Source organism: Companilactobacillus sp. FL22-3 (assembly GCF_054881455.1).
In genome coordinates this window covers 97,070-111,382 of record NZ_JBTYYZ010000002.1, presented here as the reverse complement: position 1 = coordinate 111,382, position 14,313 = coordinate 97,070, and the positions used below count along the sequence as shown (strand labels likewise).

Sequence of the window (14,313 nt, the reverse complement as noted above, 5' to 3'; positions counted from 1 at the left end):
TATTTTACAACTAAAAAGAAATGGAGGAAATAATGAGTACATTCATCGTTGGACGATCAAGTCACAAGGAAACCGAGTTCATCGCAGCTTTTCAAGCAGCAAAGCCTGGTGACACCTTACAACTAATGCCTGGAAATTATTTCAAAAAAGCTGACCTCCAATACTTTAATATTAATCAAAACATTAACATCACTGGTTTAGGACAAAATAAAGAAGAAGTTGTTTTAAATTGTAATTTAAATATCGGTAATCAGGCTGTGGTTCTGTTAAAAAACTTAACTATCCACTTCAGCAACCTAGCTGACAATGCTGTGGCAATTTATGATCAGGCTAGATTATATGGTCAAGCAATCACAATTCATCGAGATTCTCTTGACAATTGGGACGCTGTTTATTGTCAAAACTCTGGGATTTCTTTAACAGATTCTCAGATTAAGACGAGCACAAAAACGCGTGCTGTCGGCCTTTCTTTAGAGAATAGTCAATTTTATGCTGAGAATACGATGATTGACTGGCTATTTCAAAAAAATTCTCAGGCCTATTTAAAACATGCAACCATTAAGCAATTGCTAAGTCTACGCCATCACTCACAAACCTATTTTAGTGATTTGATTATCGACTCTGGGTCAAGAATGAATATCGCCTTAAAAAGTTATTCAAGCTTGACGGGAATAAAGCTCCAATTTACGACTCCGAAGCCTCAGATTAATATCTTTGAAAGTCAACTGACCGTCAAAGATACCTCCCCTAAAGTTGATGATATAATTTTTAAATTCGACGCTGCTTCCAAAGTCCACGTCAGTGGTCGCATCCCTAAAAACCATTTATTTAGGAAATAGCTGTATACTAATTTGAACAATAAAATCCCGCTATAAATGATTTTTAGTCATTAATAGCGGGATTATTTTATCTATTTTTTTACAATGAGTTTGTCACACACCAATTAAGTGTAGTTTCATACGTTCCAGCAGGAATATTCTTATTCTTCTTAATACTCAATAACAATCCTTTGTCTTTTACCCAATTTATTGGCATGACTTCTTCTCCGTCATTTGATTTAAAAATATTGACAATATTGTCGTTTTCCAAACTGTGGCTGACACCCGAATTGTCTATGAAGACCAAATTTCCAGGAAAATCTCCAATTTCTTTGTTACTTAGTGGAGCAGCTTGCAGGGAAATGGTAACTGACTGCTTGTTAGCCCGAGAATCTTTCACATCCAAAATATCTTGTGCGGCATCGGGAGTCTCACGCCCCTTCAATAAATCTTGATCGACAAAGGGATGCATTGTACCGTATGAGATATCTTGCGGATGAATAGTTATTTCGCCTTCGTCAACCTCATCATCAAAATTTATATTGTTCTGTTTACCGGTCGCTTTGTCGACATACACTGGTTCCCAAGCTGAATCATAAAATCCTATTCCATCAAAGGTCGGAGTAAATGAATGCGATTTATCCATGCCTTCTGGAATCTTGCCATCAAAAGTCAACTTAAAGTCATTTTGAGAAGTACTGACACTAGTGCTTTCCTTCAAAAGAATATTACTGATTGTTAAAATTTGTTTAGTAGCATCATTTGGATCATCAGTGATATTGATATATTCAGGATCAATGAACTCGCCACCTGAAACATTTGATGAGACCCCTTCTAAATAGGCGTTCGTAATACTCATACCTTTGGGAATCGAAACTTCATATTTACCATCTTGTACCTGGCCTAATGAATCTCCTTCTTCGTAATTTACTCGCAGATTACTGCTGTATTTAACCATATCACCTTCACTGGTGTGGTTAATTGTATAGACGTTTCCCTCTGCATCAATTTCATCTTTACCTGGATCAGTCATATTATTAACAGTGTTATTCATAGAGACGACAGGAGCTTTTATAGGTTCAACTATACTAGGTCTAATATAGTAACTACCGATTCGAGTCCGATATGTGGCATGTTTGCTTGAACCCAAAATCGGCTTTTTGGTCATATAACCCAATTCGATATCCACAAAAACATAATTATCCTGTAAATAGCCTTCTACAAAGAAATTATGCTCAAACTTCAAGGATTTCTGATCCATCTTTGAAAGATCAACTGTTTGGTTAAGATCAGTAGTGTAATCAATTAAGTTTGATTCTCTAGTCTTAAGGAATATACCTTTATTGCCATTTTTTGTCCAAACATTCCACGTTATCTTGACGTTTCCATCCAATGAAGCAATGTTTTTATTTTTCAATTCATTTCTAGCATAATTTATATTATCCGCTAATACTCTTGTGGCTATATCATCATTCAACCACATTTTAACTTTAGAACCTGGGAAAAGCTGAACGGATGAACCTACGGTTCCCTTAATATCTGCCTGATAAACAGTCAAATATGGATTTGCATTCGTTCCTTGGTCAGTTTTAACCGTGGCTGATACCATAACTGGGTACCACGAGTTACCGGAAGGGTAAATAGCCTCAGGAATCGATCCCCCACCTATTCCAACGGGCTTATATGTATTAACGAAGATGAGCCCAGATTTAGTAGCATTGTTAACATCAGAAAGTTTGTCACCCATCTTATTCGTTTTACTTTTACCACCAGCCGCTACCGTATATTTAGTCGAGTTCTTATCAGTATTTTCGTAGAGTGTAAAACTGACAAGATCCTGAGTGGCAATTGAACCATCTGCTTTATAGACAGTAATATATGTACTATTTGCCGCATTTGTATCATTGTAATAACTTCTAACTAAATAAGAAACATTTGCTTGCAAATAATATGTCCCAGTGGAATCTAAATCTCCAGTTGCTAAATTCGATCTTGGTGTAATAACCAATGGGGAATTCAAACTATCTAATAACTCTGGTGATTCCGATTGAGACTGGTTAGCTTGTTTAAAGGGCGACGATAAATCTGGAACAAAATTTTGATCTTCTTCGGCCTTTTGTTGACTGGCCATAACAACCTTTTTAGCTTCCTCGGATTTGGGACCGTTGGTACTGTCAGTTGCTGTGGTTTTGATCTGATTGTTATTTAATCCAGCTTGAACAACTTGTGGCGATATTGAAGACCATGATACTGTAAAAAGACTCAAAGCAGTAATTAAAACTATAAATTTTTGTAGCTTTTTACGTATGATCATCTTAGCTTCCTCCTGTTTAATCGAAAGAAGTTCCTAAAGGATATCTGGTCAAAGCAAGATTTTTTATTCGTTATCTATTTAACCGCTGATTTTTAACTGAAGATGATTTGCTATCCTTTTGTATCTTTCATGATTTTTATTGAATATTTCTCGTCTTCATCGTTGTTTCTATCTCAAAATTATTTCGGTATTTTGAATCCGTAGTATCAATTGTTGATCCATGGAATATCCTCCTTAAATTGATAGAAATACTGTTCCTAGGCTCTGTAAGCGATTTCTTCACTCTGATTATCTTATATTTATATAGTGATTGTATTCACATTTACTAAAATATTTTTATATGATTTGAATTTTCCTTATTGCAACAACGTTTATGGAGGGTTTATTTCAAATAATATTTTCGATATTTATTTAAAAAAGTTGATTAAAATAAATTGTACAAAAAAAATAAGCCACATTATCTATCAAATCGTCAATTAACGACTTGTTGAGATAATGCGACTTATTTTTTATCACAACTTTGAATTACGGCAACTACGCCGCTCTCAAAACTAAAGTTTATTGAATCAGTTACGAACTCATTACTGGCCCAACTAATGGGATGATCTGCATTGAAATCATGCAATTGATACTTTGCATCATAGAGATTCAAATGCGTCACTGGACTTAAATTAACAAATGCAATATATTTCATTCCATTTTCGTGAAAAACGTTATAACTACCAGGTTTAAAAAATCTAATAGTATTCGTTGCAGACTTGAAATATAGCTTATCATAAAAACTAAAAAATCTTGGATCAAATGGCAAGAAGAGGTTAACTAAAAAGTGATCAATCCTACCTCCAGTTGCGCCATAAACATAATACTCCTGTGCATCAAAATGTTCCTTAGCGGTTAATAAACAAAGCTCGGAATCTGTATCGTCTTTTTCTGGAGGAAATTTTTCAAACACGGGAACATTCTTCCTCAGTTGACGTTGTTCGGCCTGATCAATCGAGTCAAAGTCTCCAACAGCAATATCTGGTACAACTCCGTGTTCGAGTAAGTAGAAACTGCCTCGGTCAGCACCAACCCAAGGTCCAGGAATGGCCTTGATGCTTTGGCTCAATTCTTTAGGATATTCGCTAACCGGACCACCTAGTAAGACATTTACCCGTTTCATTGTTTAGCATCCAAAGCAGTTGAACGTAAGCCATCAATACGGTCTTTTAAGCCGGTTTGACCATTAAACAGATAAGATCCGGCGACAAAAATGTCTGCACCTGCTTTAGCACATTGTGCAATCGTATCAGGATTGATTCCACCGTCGACTTCAATGTCAAAATTATCATCCGCAGCAGTTTGTCTCAATTGATCCAAACGTTGAATCTTCTTTGTCATTCCAGGAATAAAGGCTTGACCACCAAAGCCAGGATTGACAGTCATAACTAAGATACGGTCAATGATAGGAAACAATTCTTTGACAGTTTCTAGAGGCGTGCCCGGATTGATGACTACTCCAGCCTTTGCTCCACAACTTTTGACTAATTCGATTGACCGATAAATATGACGAGTACTCTCAGCGTGAATCAAAACAGTGCTAGCTCCAGCCTCGATCACTGGTTTCACATAGAAGTCAGGATTATCCATCATCATATGAATATCAAGTGGTTTATCAGTAACTCGGTGCATCCCTTCAACCACGGCAGGACTAAAGGACATATTGGGAACAAAATTACCGTCCATCATATCAATATGAAAAACGTCAGCACCGGCGGCTTCAGCGGCTTTAACATCTCTTTCTAAGTTCATAATATCTGCAGATAAAATTGATGGTGCAATTTTTACAGTCATTTAAATCAGCTCCTCAATATCTTTTTTTATAAGAATTTATTTCATTCAAAAAGTAAAGATAATTGTCATAACGACTCTTCATTATCTCACCTTCTGCTAACGCTTCTTTGACAGCACAGTTGGGCTCATTAATATGACGACAACCACGAAATTGACAATTGACACTGTATTTCACAAACTCAGGAAATAAATTAGGCAATTCTTCAGGAGTGATCTCCAACAAATCAAGCGATGAGAATCCCGGCGTATCAGCAACCAACCCCAAAGCAATGTTAAAGAGCGACACTTGCCGAGTAGTATGTTTCCCACGATTCAACGTTTGAGAGATCTCAGCTGTTGCTAATCCCAATTCGGTATCAATATGATTCAGCAAGGTTGACTTTCCGGCACCAGATTGACCAGTAAAAACCGTGACTTTGTCTTTGAAGGTACTTTCAAGAGCCTTAACTTGATGATCATTATAGCTATCTTGATCATCAAAAACCTGATAGCCAGCTCGGTGATAACCTGCCAAGATTTCTTTTAAAGCTTGGTACTTTTCAGAATTCAAAAGATCAGCTTTTGTCAAAAAGATCAAAGGTTCGATTTCATTATGCTCAATATTAAGTAAAATCTTATCCAAAAGATTACTCGAAAAGTTTGGCTCCGCAGCTGAAGTCACTACGATAGCTTGATCAATGTTACTGATTGGCGGCCGCACTAGACTGTTCTCTCGAGGTAAAATTTCCAAAATATACCCTAGGTCACCAGTGTCGTCATATTTAACTTTGTCACCAACTAGCGGTTTGATCTTGCGCTTACGAAAGTTTCCTCGTGCCCGTGTTCTAATCAGCTGTTCGCTCTCATCATCTAAAACGTCGTAGAAGCCACTGATCGACTTAATAATTCTACCTATTCGTCCCATACATCACCCATTGACCGAACCGCCTAACACAGTCTTATTATCACGTTCAACTATATAAGCTCCGGTCTGTCCGTCTTTTAAATTAAAACTCAATGTCACCGGAGTATCGTTAGTTATAGTCATTGTCCGGTAAGCATTGGTAATACTATGTGTGGCATCTGAAATATATATCGTGACATTATTATTGCCACTGCTGTCGTACGGAATCGTTATATCTTTAGTAACTGTTTTGGTTCCTGACGTACTACTGTTACTGTTATTGCTTGAATCATCACTAGTGCTACTTGACTTGTCAGGGTCAGCTCCTTTAGAAATGACAACTGATAAGGTACCACCTTGACTAATTGTACTATTGGCAGCAGGATCTTGACTAATCAAAATGCCTTCTGCAATATCATCAGAATACTGGTAATTTGTCTCTAAGGTCAAACCAGCTTCTGAAGCATAATCTTGAATACTCTTTAGATTATAGCCAGTTAAATCTCGAACTTTGACCATCTTTGGTTTGACGGTTTTAACTTTAGCGACTGTTAAAGTCAAAGCCTTATTCTTGGTGACAACTTTTTTGCCACTAGGAATACTTTGATCCAAAATCGTACCGGATTGATAAGCGTTTGTAGCCTTGTATTTAACTTTGACATTGAAGCCGCGCTTCTTCAAATTATCAGACACATCTTCGTATTGCTTACCAATCAGTTTTGGCATCTTATAGTAAGTCGCACCTAAGCTGATAACCAAATTGACCTTAGCACCATTCTTCAACTTCAATCCTTTAGTTGGAATTGACTTGATCACATGCCCTGCTTCCACATCATCGTTATTTTCCTTAGAAATATCGCCTTCGGTCAAATTAGAACTCTTTAACATCACGTTGGCTTGTTTCAACGTCAAATTGTACAGATCAGGAACCGTCGTCTCCTGATTGCTCTTGATGACCATAGCAATTATGAATAACAACAAAACTATCGGCAAGATCGATAGCAATAAGATCCGTCTTTGTTTCTTCGACATTCGTTTGGAATTTTTTTCTGGTGTTGCTGATTTTTCACTTTTTGAATCAAGCGGCTCCATCACCCGAGTCTCTTCCAAGTTATCAATCGGCGTTGGAATAAACTTGGGCTCTTTGGCCCGCTCCGGCATCAAACAAGTATTAAGATCATCCCGCATTTCTCTGACTGACTGATAACGTTGATCAGGGTCCTTGGCGGTTGCCTTTAAAACAACATTTTCCAACGGTTGTGGAATATCGGGATCAATCTTTTTCAAATCAGGCATTTCTTCTTTAGAATGCTTTAATGCCACGGTAACGGCTGTATCACCAGTAAATGGAACATGTTTCGTCAACAATTCAAATAGAATTATCCCTAAAGCATAAATATCTGATAAGACTGTAGCTGAACGTCCTTTGATCTGTTCTGGCGACATGTAATGAACTGAACCTAATAGTGAGTTAGTTCTCGTAATTGAACGTTCACTCAATGCTAAAGCAATTCCAAAGTCAGATACCTTCACTTGAATCGGATCTTTCTTTTCATCGACCAAAATATTTTCTGGCTTCAAATCACGATGAATAATTCCATGTTCGTGAGCGTCAGAAACAGCCATACAGATCTGTTTCATAATATCGACTACCTCACGGTAAGGAATTGGAAAGTGAGTTCTGATATATTTTTTCAAATTTGGACCATCGACGTATTCGATGACGATGAACTGGACACCATTATCATTTCCAACGTCTAAAACATTAACAATATTCGGATTCGACAGACCACTAGTTGCCTTGGCTTCACGCCCAAATCTCCTTTTAACCGATTCATCATCTTGAAGATCATACCGCAAAGCTTTAACTGCAACTTTCCGGTTCAAAAGCGTGTCATTGGCCAAATAAACATTGGCCATTCCGCCTTCGCCAAGCGTACCTAGGATCTCATAACGACCGCCTACTAGGTAACCTTTCTCCATCTAGTGATTACCTCCATCTTTTCCAGTAGAAAAGAGTAAGGCGGTAATATTATCTCTTCCACCCGCAGCATTCGCCTTGTCGATCAGAACATGACATTTCGCTTCCAAATCAATTTTTTTAGCCAAAACGTCTTTGATTTCATTTTCAGGCACCATATTGGTTAAACCGTCGGTGCACAACAAAATTATTGAATGATCGACTAAGTCAAAATCCTTCACTCGAGGCTGCACAGTCTGTGAAACCCCCAGTGTCTGCGTAATAATATTTTTTTGAGGATGATTTTCAGCCTCTTCAGGACTGATCTGTCCAGTTTCTAACAATTCGTGGACTAATGAATGATCGACGCTCAATTGCTTCAGCTCACCGTCTGTATAAATATAACAACGGGAATCGCCAACGTTAACGACCATCATCTTGGTGCCGATAAAGAAAACGCCGACCATGGTTGTCCCCATTCCATTCAAATCATCAAATTGGTTGGAGACAGAAATGATTCGATCGTTTTCCTTACTCAATTCGCGAATGATCCATTCACGTAATTGATCGATATCATCAACGTCAGATTCTTCAAAGTTGTGTCCTAAATGGGATACAGCCATATCAGAAGCTACATCGCCACCACGGTGTCCACCCATACCGTCAGCGACGATTCCGAAGACGATATCTTTTTTATTTTTGAAAACATTTACGTAATCTTGGTTGTTTTCTCTGAGTTTTCCAACATCAGTTAATAACGCATATTCCATCAGTTTGAACCTTACCTCTTTAATTTTTTCTAACGAAAGTAGCTATGAAGAAACCATCTGTAAAGTAATCGCTTGGTAGGACTTTTAGCATGCCGTCTTTGACTGATTTATCAAGATTTGCAGTATGCTTAACTGGTACTAACTCAAAGTTCTTATGAGCAGCCAAAAACTTTTCAACTACTTGTTCATTTTCTTCATTGTCGAAGGTACAAGTACTAAAGACCATCTTACCATTGACTTCCAATAAGTCGACCAAACTGTCGAGAATCTGGAGTTGAACTCTTTGTAAATTCATTAAGTCTTCTGGTTGACGGAAATAACGCAACTCTGGTTTTCTTCTGATCAAGCCTAGACCTGAACATGGGGCATCGACTAAAATTCTATCGAAAGTTGTATTCAAAATATCTTTAGCTTTACGCGCATCAACTGCCCCTGTACTGATTATATCTGAATAGCCCATGCGTTGTGCGTTTTCTCGAATCAATTTAGTCTTATGCTTATGTATGTCTAAGGCATAGACCTCACCTTCACCTGCCGTTAGATAACTTGCAATGTGAGTCGTTTTTCCACCTGGAGCTGCACATGCATCGAGTACACGACTATTAGGCTGTAAATCCAAAGCAGGAGCTACTAACATCGAACTTTCATCTTGAATGGTATACAATCCAGCCTTGAACTGAGGGGTATCGACCAGATTGCCATGTTCGCAAACTAACCCTACTGGAGAAATTTTACTTGGTTCAACGTCAAATCCTGCTGCCTGCAACTCTTTTTGTAATGCCGCAACGGTTGTTTTATTGGTATTAACCCGAATCGAAACACTCGAAGCTTGATTGATCGTCTCAAGTACAGCTTTCGTTTGCTTTACTCCCAATTGTTCATCAAAAAGTTCCACTAGCCAACGTGGGACACTGTAAAGCTTGCTGAGATCATAAACCGTCTCTTTGCCAGGCATCGCTTTTGCACCGTGACGTTGAAAGTTTCTCAACACGGCATTTACTAAATTAGCAGCACCTTGATTAGCACGCTTTTTGGCAATTTCTGTCGATTCATTCAAGATTGCATGAGGTGGAATCTTGTCCAAATAACACATTTGATAAATTGCCGTTTGTAACAACAAATTCAACCATAGATCGAGTTTTTTATCTTTGATATATGGCTCCAATTGATATTCCAAAACATACTTATGTTGAATGACGCCATAAACGATATTGGTCATCAAGCGACTATCAGCGTCTGTTAATTCAGACTTCTTCAAAAGATTATTAATTTCAATATTTGAGTAAGCTTTATTTTGGAATACTCGGGTTAGTGCTTCGACTGCTAATTCACGAGGATTATTTTTCATCTATTATTTGTTGTCCTTTTTCTAAATTCTTGCCTAAACCATTCATATAGTTAGCAATATCCATCATTTTTTTGCCTGCTGGTTGGATCTTTTTAATACTAAGCCCTTGCCCGTCGCCACAAACAATTACTAACCGTTTCTTTCCTAAATCATAAACTGTACCTATTGCTTGATGAGAATCAATTTTTTCAACCGTAGTCTGATAAATCTTTGTTCTCTGATTGTTGATCATCGTCCAAGCGCCTGGGTCAGGACTCAAAGCTCTGATTTGATTAAAGACTGCTTCAGCCGGCTTTGTAAAATCAATTTTTTCTTGCTCTTTAGAAATATTGGGCGAGAATACAACTTTTTTGGGATCTTGTTTAATGGGGTGAATATCGCCACTAAGAATCTTAGGAATTGTATCTAGTAAAAGTTCTCGTCCGACAATTGCCATTTTATCGAACAGCGTCCCATTATCGTCCTCTGGAGTGATTGCCAGCTTTTCTTGGCTAATGATATCTCCAGCATCCATGCCTTTGACCATGTACATAATGGTAATTCCAGTCTCTTTATCGCCATTGAGTAAGGACCATTGGATAGGGGCGCCACCACGATACTTGGGTAATAGTGAACCATGAACGTTGATAGCTGCAACCTTAGCTGATTCCAAAAAACTGGTTGGTAAGAATTGTCCATAAGCAGCGGTGATGATCAAATCGGCCTTTAAAGCTTTCAATTCTTCAACTTCAGGACTACCTGGCAATTTAACTGGTTGGTAAAGTTTGATGTTTTCATCCTCAGCCACGAGCTTAACTGGACTCTTTTGCAGTTTTTGCTTTCTACCCACTGGCTTATCGGGCTGGGTAACTGCAGCAATTACCTCATAGCCTTCCTTCAGCAAGCCCTTCAAGACTGTCGCTGAAAACTCTGGTGTACCTAAGAAAATTATTTTTGTCATTCAATCACCCTCATTAATCAATATGTTGTGGTTCGTTGTCAATTGCAACTGTGAAACCTTTTTTGGCATCAGCTTGGGTCTCATTCAATATTTCCAAAAGCCTCTGATGCAATTGCGGTTCATGTTTATATTTTACAATAATTTGATAATAATACTTGTTTTGTTTGCGAGAAATCATCGTGGGACTTGGTCCTAACAAAATTGCATCTTTCGATAAGACGCTCTGAAGCTGTTTTTTCAGCCAATAACTTTGCTTGAGCGTCTGTCCTTCATCCTTATTAGCCACACTGATCAGCGTTGTAAAATAATATGGCGTGTAATTCGACTGATGACGCAGATACATCTCTTGTTTGAAAAATGTCTCATAATCTTGCTTGGCGGCATCCTTGATGGCGTAATGATCCGGATTAAAAGTCTGAATAATCACGTGACCGACTTTTTGAGCCCGACCAGCCCGACCGCTGACCTGAGTCAATAGTTGAAAGGTACGCTCACTAGCTCGAAAGTCTGCCAAACTCAAAGTAGTATCAGCATTAATAACTCCAACCAAGGTCACGTCTGGAAAGTCCAGGCCTTTGGCAATCATCTGGGTACCTAACAAGATATCCGCTTGATGATGACCAAACTGACTTAAAATTTTTGCATGAGCACCCTTTCTTCTAGTCGTATCGACATCCATGCGCAACACTTTAGCCTCTGGGAAAAGGTCATTTAATTGTTGTTCAATATTCTGAGTTCCCGTACCGTAAAAACCAATTCGCTTACTGTGACAATTAGGACAGATTTTAGGAACTGGTTCTTCATGTCCACAATAATGGCATTTCATTTTTCCCAGATCCTTATGATAAGTTAGTGAAACATCGCAATTTGGACATTTCAATACAAAACCGCACTCTCGACACATCATGAATGATGAGTAACCACGACGATTTAAAAGGATAATTGCCTGTTCATGTCGCGATAATGTTTCATGCAAGGCTTGAGTCAAATCAGGTGAAAAGTCACCTTTGATTGCTGAATTTTTGGCATCACGCATATCAACGATCTTAACTTTAGGTAAGGTTTGATTATTGATCCGTTTTTTCATTCTAATAAGCTGATATACACCCTTTTGGGCTCTAGCCCGCGACTCTAAGCTAGGTGTGGCACTCCCCAACACGACTGGACATTTATTGACATTTGCACGCCAAAGAGCCACATCCCTGGCATGATAACGAGGATTGTCATCTTGTTTATAACTAGCTTCATGTTCCTCATCAATAATGATCAAACCAATTTTATCTAAAGGCGCAAAGACAGCACTTCTAGCTCCGACAACCACTTTAACTTGATGATTCTCAATTCTGGTCCACTCATCGTAACGTTCGCCATTGGACAAACCACTGTGTAAAACTGCTACTTGATCGCCAAAGCGACCTACGACCCGGTTAACCATTTGCGGAGTCAAAGATATTTCCGGCACGAGCATCAAAGCTGTCTTCTGAGATTCAATCGCCTTTTCAATCGTTTGTAAGTATACTTCGGTCTTGCCACTACCAGTAACGCCTTCAATCAAAAAGGTTGTTGGCTTTTCTTGGACAATAGCATGGTCGATTGCATTAACTGCTTCGGTTTGTTCATCTGTCAAAGCTAATTTAGTTGTTTTTTCAGGGGCAATCCCGACTGGTTTACGTAATTTGGTCAATTCGACGATTTTAACTAAGCCATTCTTTTCGGCCGTCTTTACAGCTGCACGGGAGATACCATAATTTTTTTCTAAATCGCTAAATTCAATTGGCAACTCGACCTTTTGAGAAATCAAAAAATCGAGTAATTTAATTTGGGCTTTGGCGTTAGCCCGCAGTTTACTCTTGGCTTCATGTAACTGAATCACATTCAGATCCGTCGTGATTGCTTGACGTTTGACTTGAGCCGCCTGATTCTCAACCACATATTGAATATCGACCAGCTGTTTTTTCCGTAATTTATTAATGACCTTAATAGTCTCTGCATCGATCTGATTGGTAATCTCTAAGCTAGCTTGGCCTTTCAATAAATCAGAAACTTCAGGATCATTGGTTTTCAAAGGCACGACAAATTGACGATATTTAGCCCGCATGACGCTAGGCAACATCGTTTGCAGGCAAGAAATTTGAAAGGAATATGTCCGATCGGCTAGCCAGGACGATAAAGCTAACATTTCCTGAGATAGGACCGGTTTTAGATCGATCACGCGGGTAATCGGCTTGAGTTTACCCTGAAAATCACTGTCAGATTTAACTTTCATTACAAAACCTTGAATTTGTCTTTTACCACGGCCAAAAGGAACTTCAACTCGCATCCCCGGCACAACTACATCAGTCAAAGCAGTGGGAATTGAATATTCGAATGGTCGATTAGTCTGCATCGTTGGAACATCAACAATTATCTCTGCTACTGACATCTTAAAACCACCTATTTGCAAAATTGTTTGTTTTTAAATAAAAAAGCCCCCACTAATTCGAAAATCAGTGAAGGAATAATTTATTAGTTTTCGTCTTTTTTCTCTTCTTCAACCTTTTCGGCTTCTTTTTCAAGCAAAATTGAATTTGGATCGATTTCAATTTTATCGTCAGCAATTTCTTCAAAAGCGCGACCAACAGTTCTTGGTGATTCGTAATGGTTCAATAGTTCAATATCGCCATTTTCTAGTTGGTGTGCACGTTTAGCAGCTAATACTGCTAGTGAATAGCGAGAATCAACTCGATCTAAAAGTTTATCAATTGATGGATAAATAATCATAAATTATCAATCTCCTATTATTTTTTTGTATTGGTCAATTACACGTGCCACTCTCAAGTGTTCACTTCTAATTATACCTTCAATTTTTTCAACTGCATTAGGTATTTTATCATTAACGACGGCATAGTCATAGCTTGTCATCATTTTAATTTCTTTTTTGGCCTTTTCCATGCGTTTGTCGATCGTCTTTTCATCGTCAGTACCACGATGAGTAATCCGGTCTCTCAAACTAGTCAAATCAGGTGGTGTTAGGAAAATAAATACGCCATCAGGCATCTTTTCACGAACTTGCATAGCTCCGTTAACTTCGATCTCTAATAAGACGTCGATTCCAGCATCAAGTTTTTGATTGACATATTTTAATGGTGTGCCGTAATAATGGTCAACATATTTAGCATATTCCAACATGCCACCATTTCTTATTTCTTCTTCAAACTCATCGTTGGTTCGGAAATAATAATCGACTCCGTCGACCTCGCCAGGGCGCATTTGACGAGTAGTCATCGAAACAGAATAATCAAATTTAATTGATGAATTCTTCAACATCGCTTTTCTAACAGTTCCTTTACCTACTCCAGATGGACCTGATAAAACGATTAACATTCCCCTTTTTGACATAATTAAATTATCCCTACTATCTATATAATATGATATCTATCATGCAATAAAATCAGCCGTTTTTCAAGA

12 protein-coding genes are annotated in these 14,313 nt (G+C 38.2%); 1 reads left to right on the top strand and 11 read right to left on the bottom strand.

Going from position 1 to position 14,313, the window contains the following annotated elements; all coding sequences use genetic code 11:
* Positions 1 to 32 precede the first annotated feature (32 nt).
* Positions 33 to 839 (top strand): hypothetical protein, encoded by an 807-nt coding sequence (locus ACYT32_RS02570; RefSeq protein ID WP_395264313.1) that lies wholly within the window; start codon positions 33 to 35, stop codon positions 837 to 839.
* Positions 840 to 918: 79 nt separating this feature from the next.
* Here ACYT32_RS02570 and ACYT32_RS02565 read toward each other — a convergent pair whose 3' ends face one another.
* From ACYT32_RS02565 to gmk, 11 genes are all read right to left on the bottom strand, one after another.
* Positions 919 to 3,132, bottom strand: a complete 2,214-nt coding sequence (locus ACYT32_RS02565; RefSeq protein WP_395264312.1) for a hypothetical protein — start codon at positions 3,130 to 3,132, stop codon at positions 919 to 921.
* 502 nt (positions 3,133 to 3,634) lie between these two features.
* Complete coding sequence (locus ACYT32_RS02560; RefSeq protein ID WP_395264311.1) at positions 3,635 to 4,294, bottom strand: thiamine diphosphokinase; 660 nt, start codon at positions 4,292 to 4,294, stop codon at positions 3,635 to 3,637.
* A complete protein-coding gene (rpe, locus tag ACYT32_RS02555; RefSeq protein ID WP_395264310.1) occupies positions 4,291 to 4,965 on the bottom strand; it encodes a ribulose-phosphate 3-epimerase in 675 nt (224 codons plus the stop codon). Before rpe ends, ACYT32_RS02560 begins: the two co-directional genes overlap by 4 nt.
* 13 nt (positions 4,966 to 4,978) lie before the next feature.
* On the bottom strand, positions 4,979 to 5,869 hold the full coding sequence (rsgA, locus tag ACYT32_RS02550; protein WP_395264308.1) for a ribosome small subunit-dependent GTPase A: 891 nt from the start codon (positions 5,867 to 5,869) through the stop codon (positions 4,979 to 4,981).
* Between the two features lie 3 nt (positions 5,870 to 5,872).
* Positions 5,873 to 7,831 (bottom strand): Stk1 family PASTA domain-containing Ser/Thr kinase, encoded by a 1,959-nt coding sequence (pknB, locus tag ACYT32_RS02545; protein WP_395264307.1) that lies wholly within the window; start codon positions 7,829 to 7,831, stop codon positions 5,873 to 5,875.
* Positions 7,832 to 8,578, bottom strand: a complete 747-nt coding sequence (locus ACYT32_RS02540) for a Stp1/IreP family PP2C-type Ser/Thr phosphatase (RefSeq protein WP_395264306.1) — start codon at positions 8,576 to 8,578, stop codon at positions 7,832 to 7,834.
* A 19-nt stretch (positions 8,579 to 8,597) separates the two neighbouring features.
* Positions 8,598 to 9,926, bottom strand: a complete 1,329-nt coding sequence (rsmB, locus tag ACYT32_RS02535) for a 16S rRNA (cytosine(967)-C(5))-methyltransferase RsmB (protein WP_395264305.1) — start codon at positions 9,924 to 9,926, stop codon at positions 8,598 to 8,600.
* Entirely contained in the window at positions 9,916 to 10,866 is a 951-nt protein-coding gene (fmt, locus tag ACYT32_RS02530) for a methionyl-tRNA formyltransferase (RefSeq protein WP_395264304.1), read from the bottom strand. Before fmt ends, rsmB begins: the two co-directional genes overlap by 11 nt.
* Before the next feature lie 13 nt (positions 10,867 to 10,879).
* On the bottom strand, positions 10,880 to 13,288 hold the full coding sequence (gene priA / locus ACYT32_RS02525; protein WP_395264303.1) for a primosomal protein N': 2,409 nt from the start codon (positions 13,286 to 13,288) through the stop codon (positions 10,880 to 10,882).
* Positions 13,289 to 13,371: 83 nt separating this feature from the next.
* On the bottom strand, positions 13,372 to 13,626 hold the full coding sequence (rpoZ, locus tag ACYT32_RS02520; protein ID WP_395264301.1) for a DNA-directed RNA polymerase subunit omega: 255 nt from the start codon (positions 13,624 to 13,626) through the stop codon (positions 13,372 to 13,374).
* A 6-nt stretch (positions 13,627 to 13,632) separates the two neighbouring features.
* Positions 13,633 to 14,244: a guanylate kinase gene (gene gmk, locus ACYT32_RS02515; protein ID WP_395264299.1), complete on the bottom strand. Its 612-nt coding sequence runs from the start codon at positions 14,242 to 14,244 to the stop codon at positions 13,633 to 13,635.
* Between the last annotated feature and the right edge of the window lie 69 nt (positions 14,245 to 14,313).

Coding starts and splice junctions, on each gene's coding strand:
- ACYT32_RS02570 (WP_395264313.1), top strand. CDS start 33: ATGAGTACATTCATCGTTGGACGATCAAGTCACAAGGAAACCGAGTTC.
- ACYT32_RS02565 (WP_395264312.1), bottom strand. CDS start 3,132: ATGATCATACGTAAAAAGCTACAAAAATTTATAGTTTTAATTACTGCT.
- ACYT32_RS02560 (WP_395264311.1), bottom strand. CDS start 4,294: ATGAAACGGGTAAATGTCTTACTAGGTGGTCCGGTTAGCGAATATCCT.
- rpe (WP_395264310.1), bottom strand. CDS start 4,965: ATGACTGTAAAAATTGCACCATCAATTTTATCTGCAGATATTATGAAC.
- rsgA (WP_395264308.1), bottom strand. CDS start 5,869: ATGGGACGAATAGGTAGAATTATTAAGTCGATCAGTGGCTTCTACGAC.
- pknB (WP_395264307.1), bottom strand. CDS start 7,831: ATGGAGAAAGGTTACCTAGTAGGCGGTCGTTATGAGATCCTAGGTACG.
- ACYT32_RS02540 (WP_395264306.1), bottom strand. CDS start 8,578: ATGGAATATGCGTTATTAACTGATGTTGGAAAACTCAGAGAAAACAAC.
- rsmB (WP_395264305.1), bottom strand. CDS start 9,926: ATGAAAAATAATCCTCGTGAATTAGCAGTCGAAGCACTAACCCGAGTA.
- fmt (WP_395264304.1), bottom strand. CDS start 10,866: ATGACAAAAATAATTTTCTTAGGTACACCAGAGTTTTCAGCGACAGTC.
- priA (WP_395264303.1), bottom strand. CDS start 13,288: ATGTCAGTAGCAGAGATAATTGTTGATGTTCCAACGATGCAGACTAAT.
- rpoZ (WP_395264301.1), bottom strand. CDS start 13,626: ATGATTATTTATCCATCAATTGATAAACTTTTAGATCGAGTTGATTCT.
- gmk (WP_395264299.1), bottom strand. CDS start 14,244: ATGTCAAAAAGGGGAATGTTAATCGTTTTATCAGGTCCATCTGGAGTA.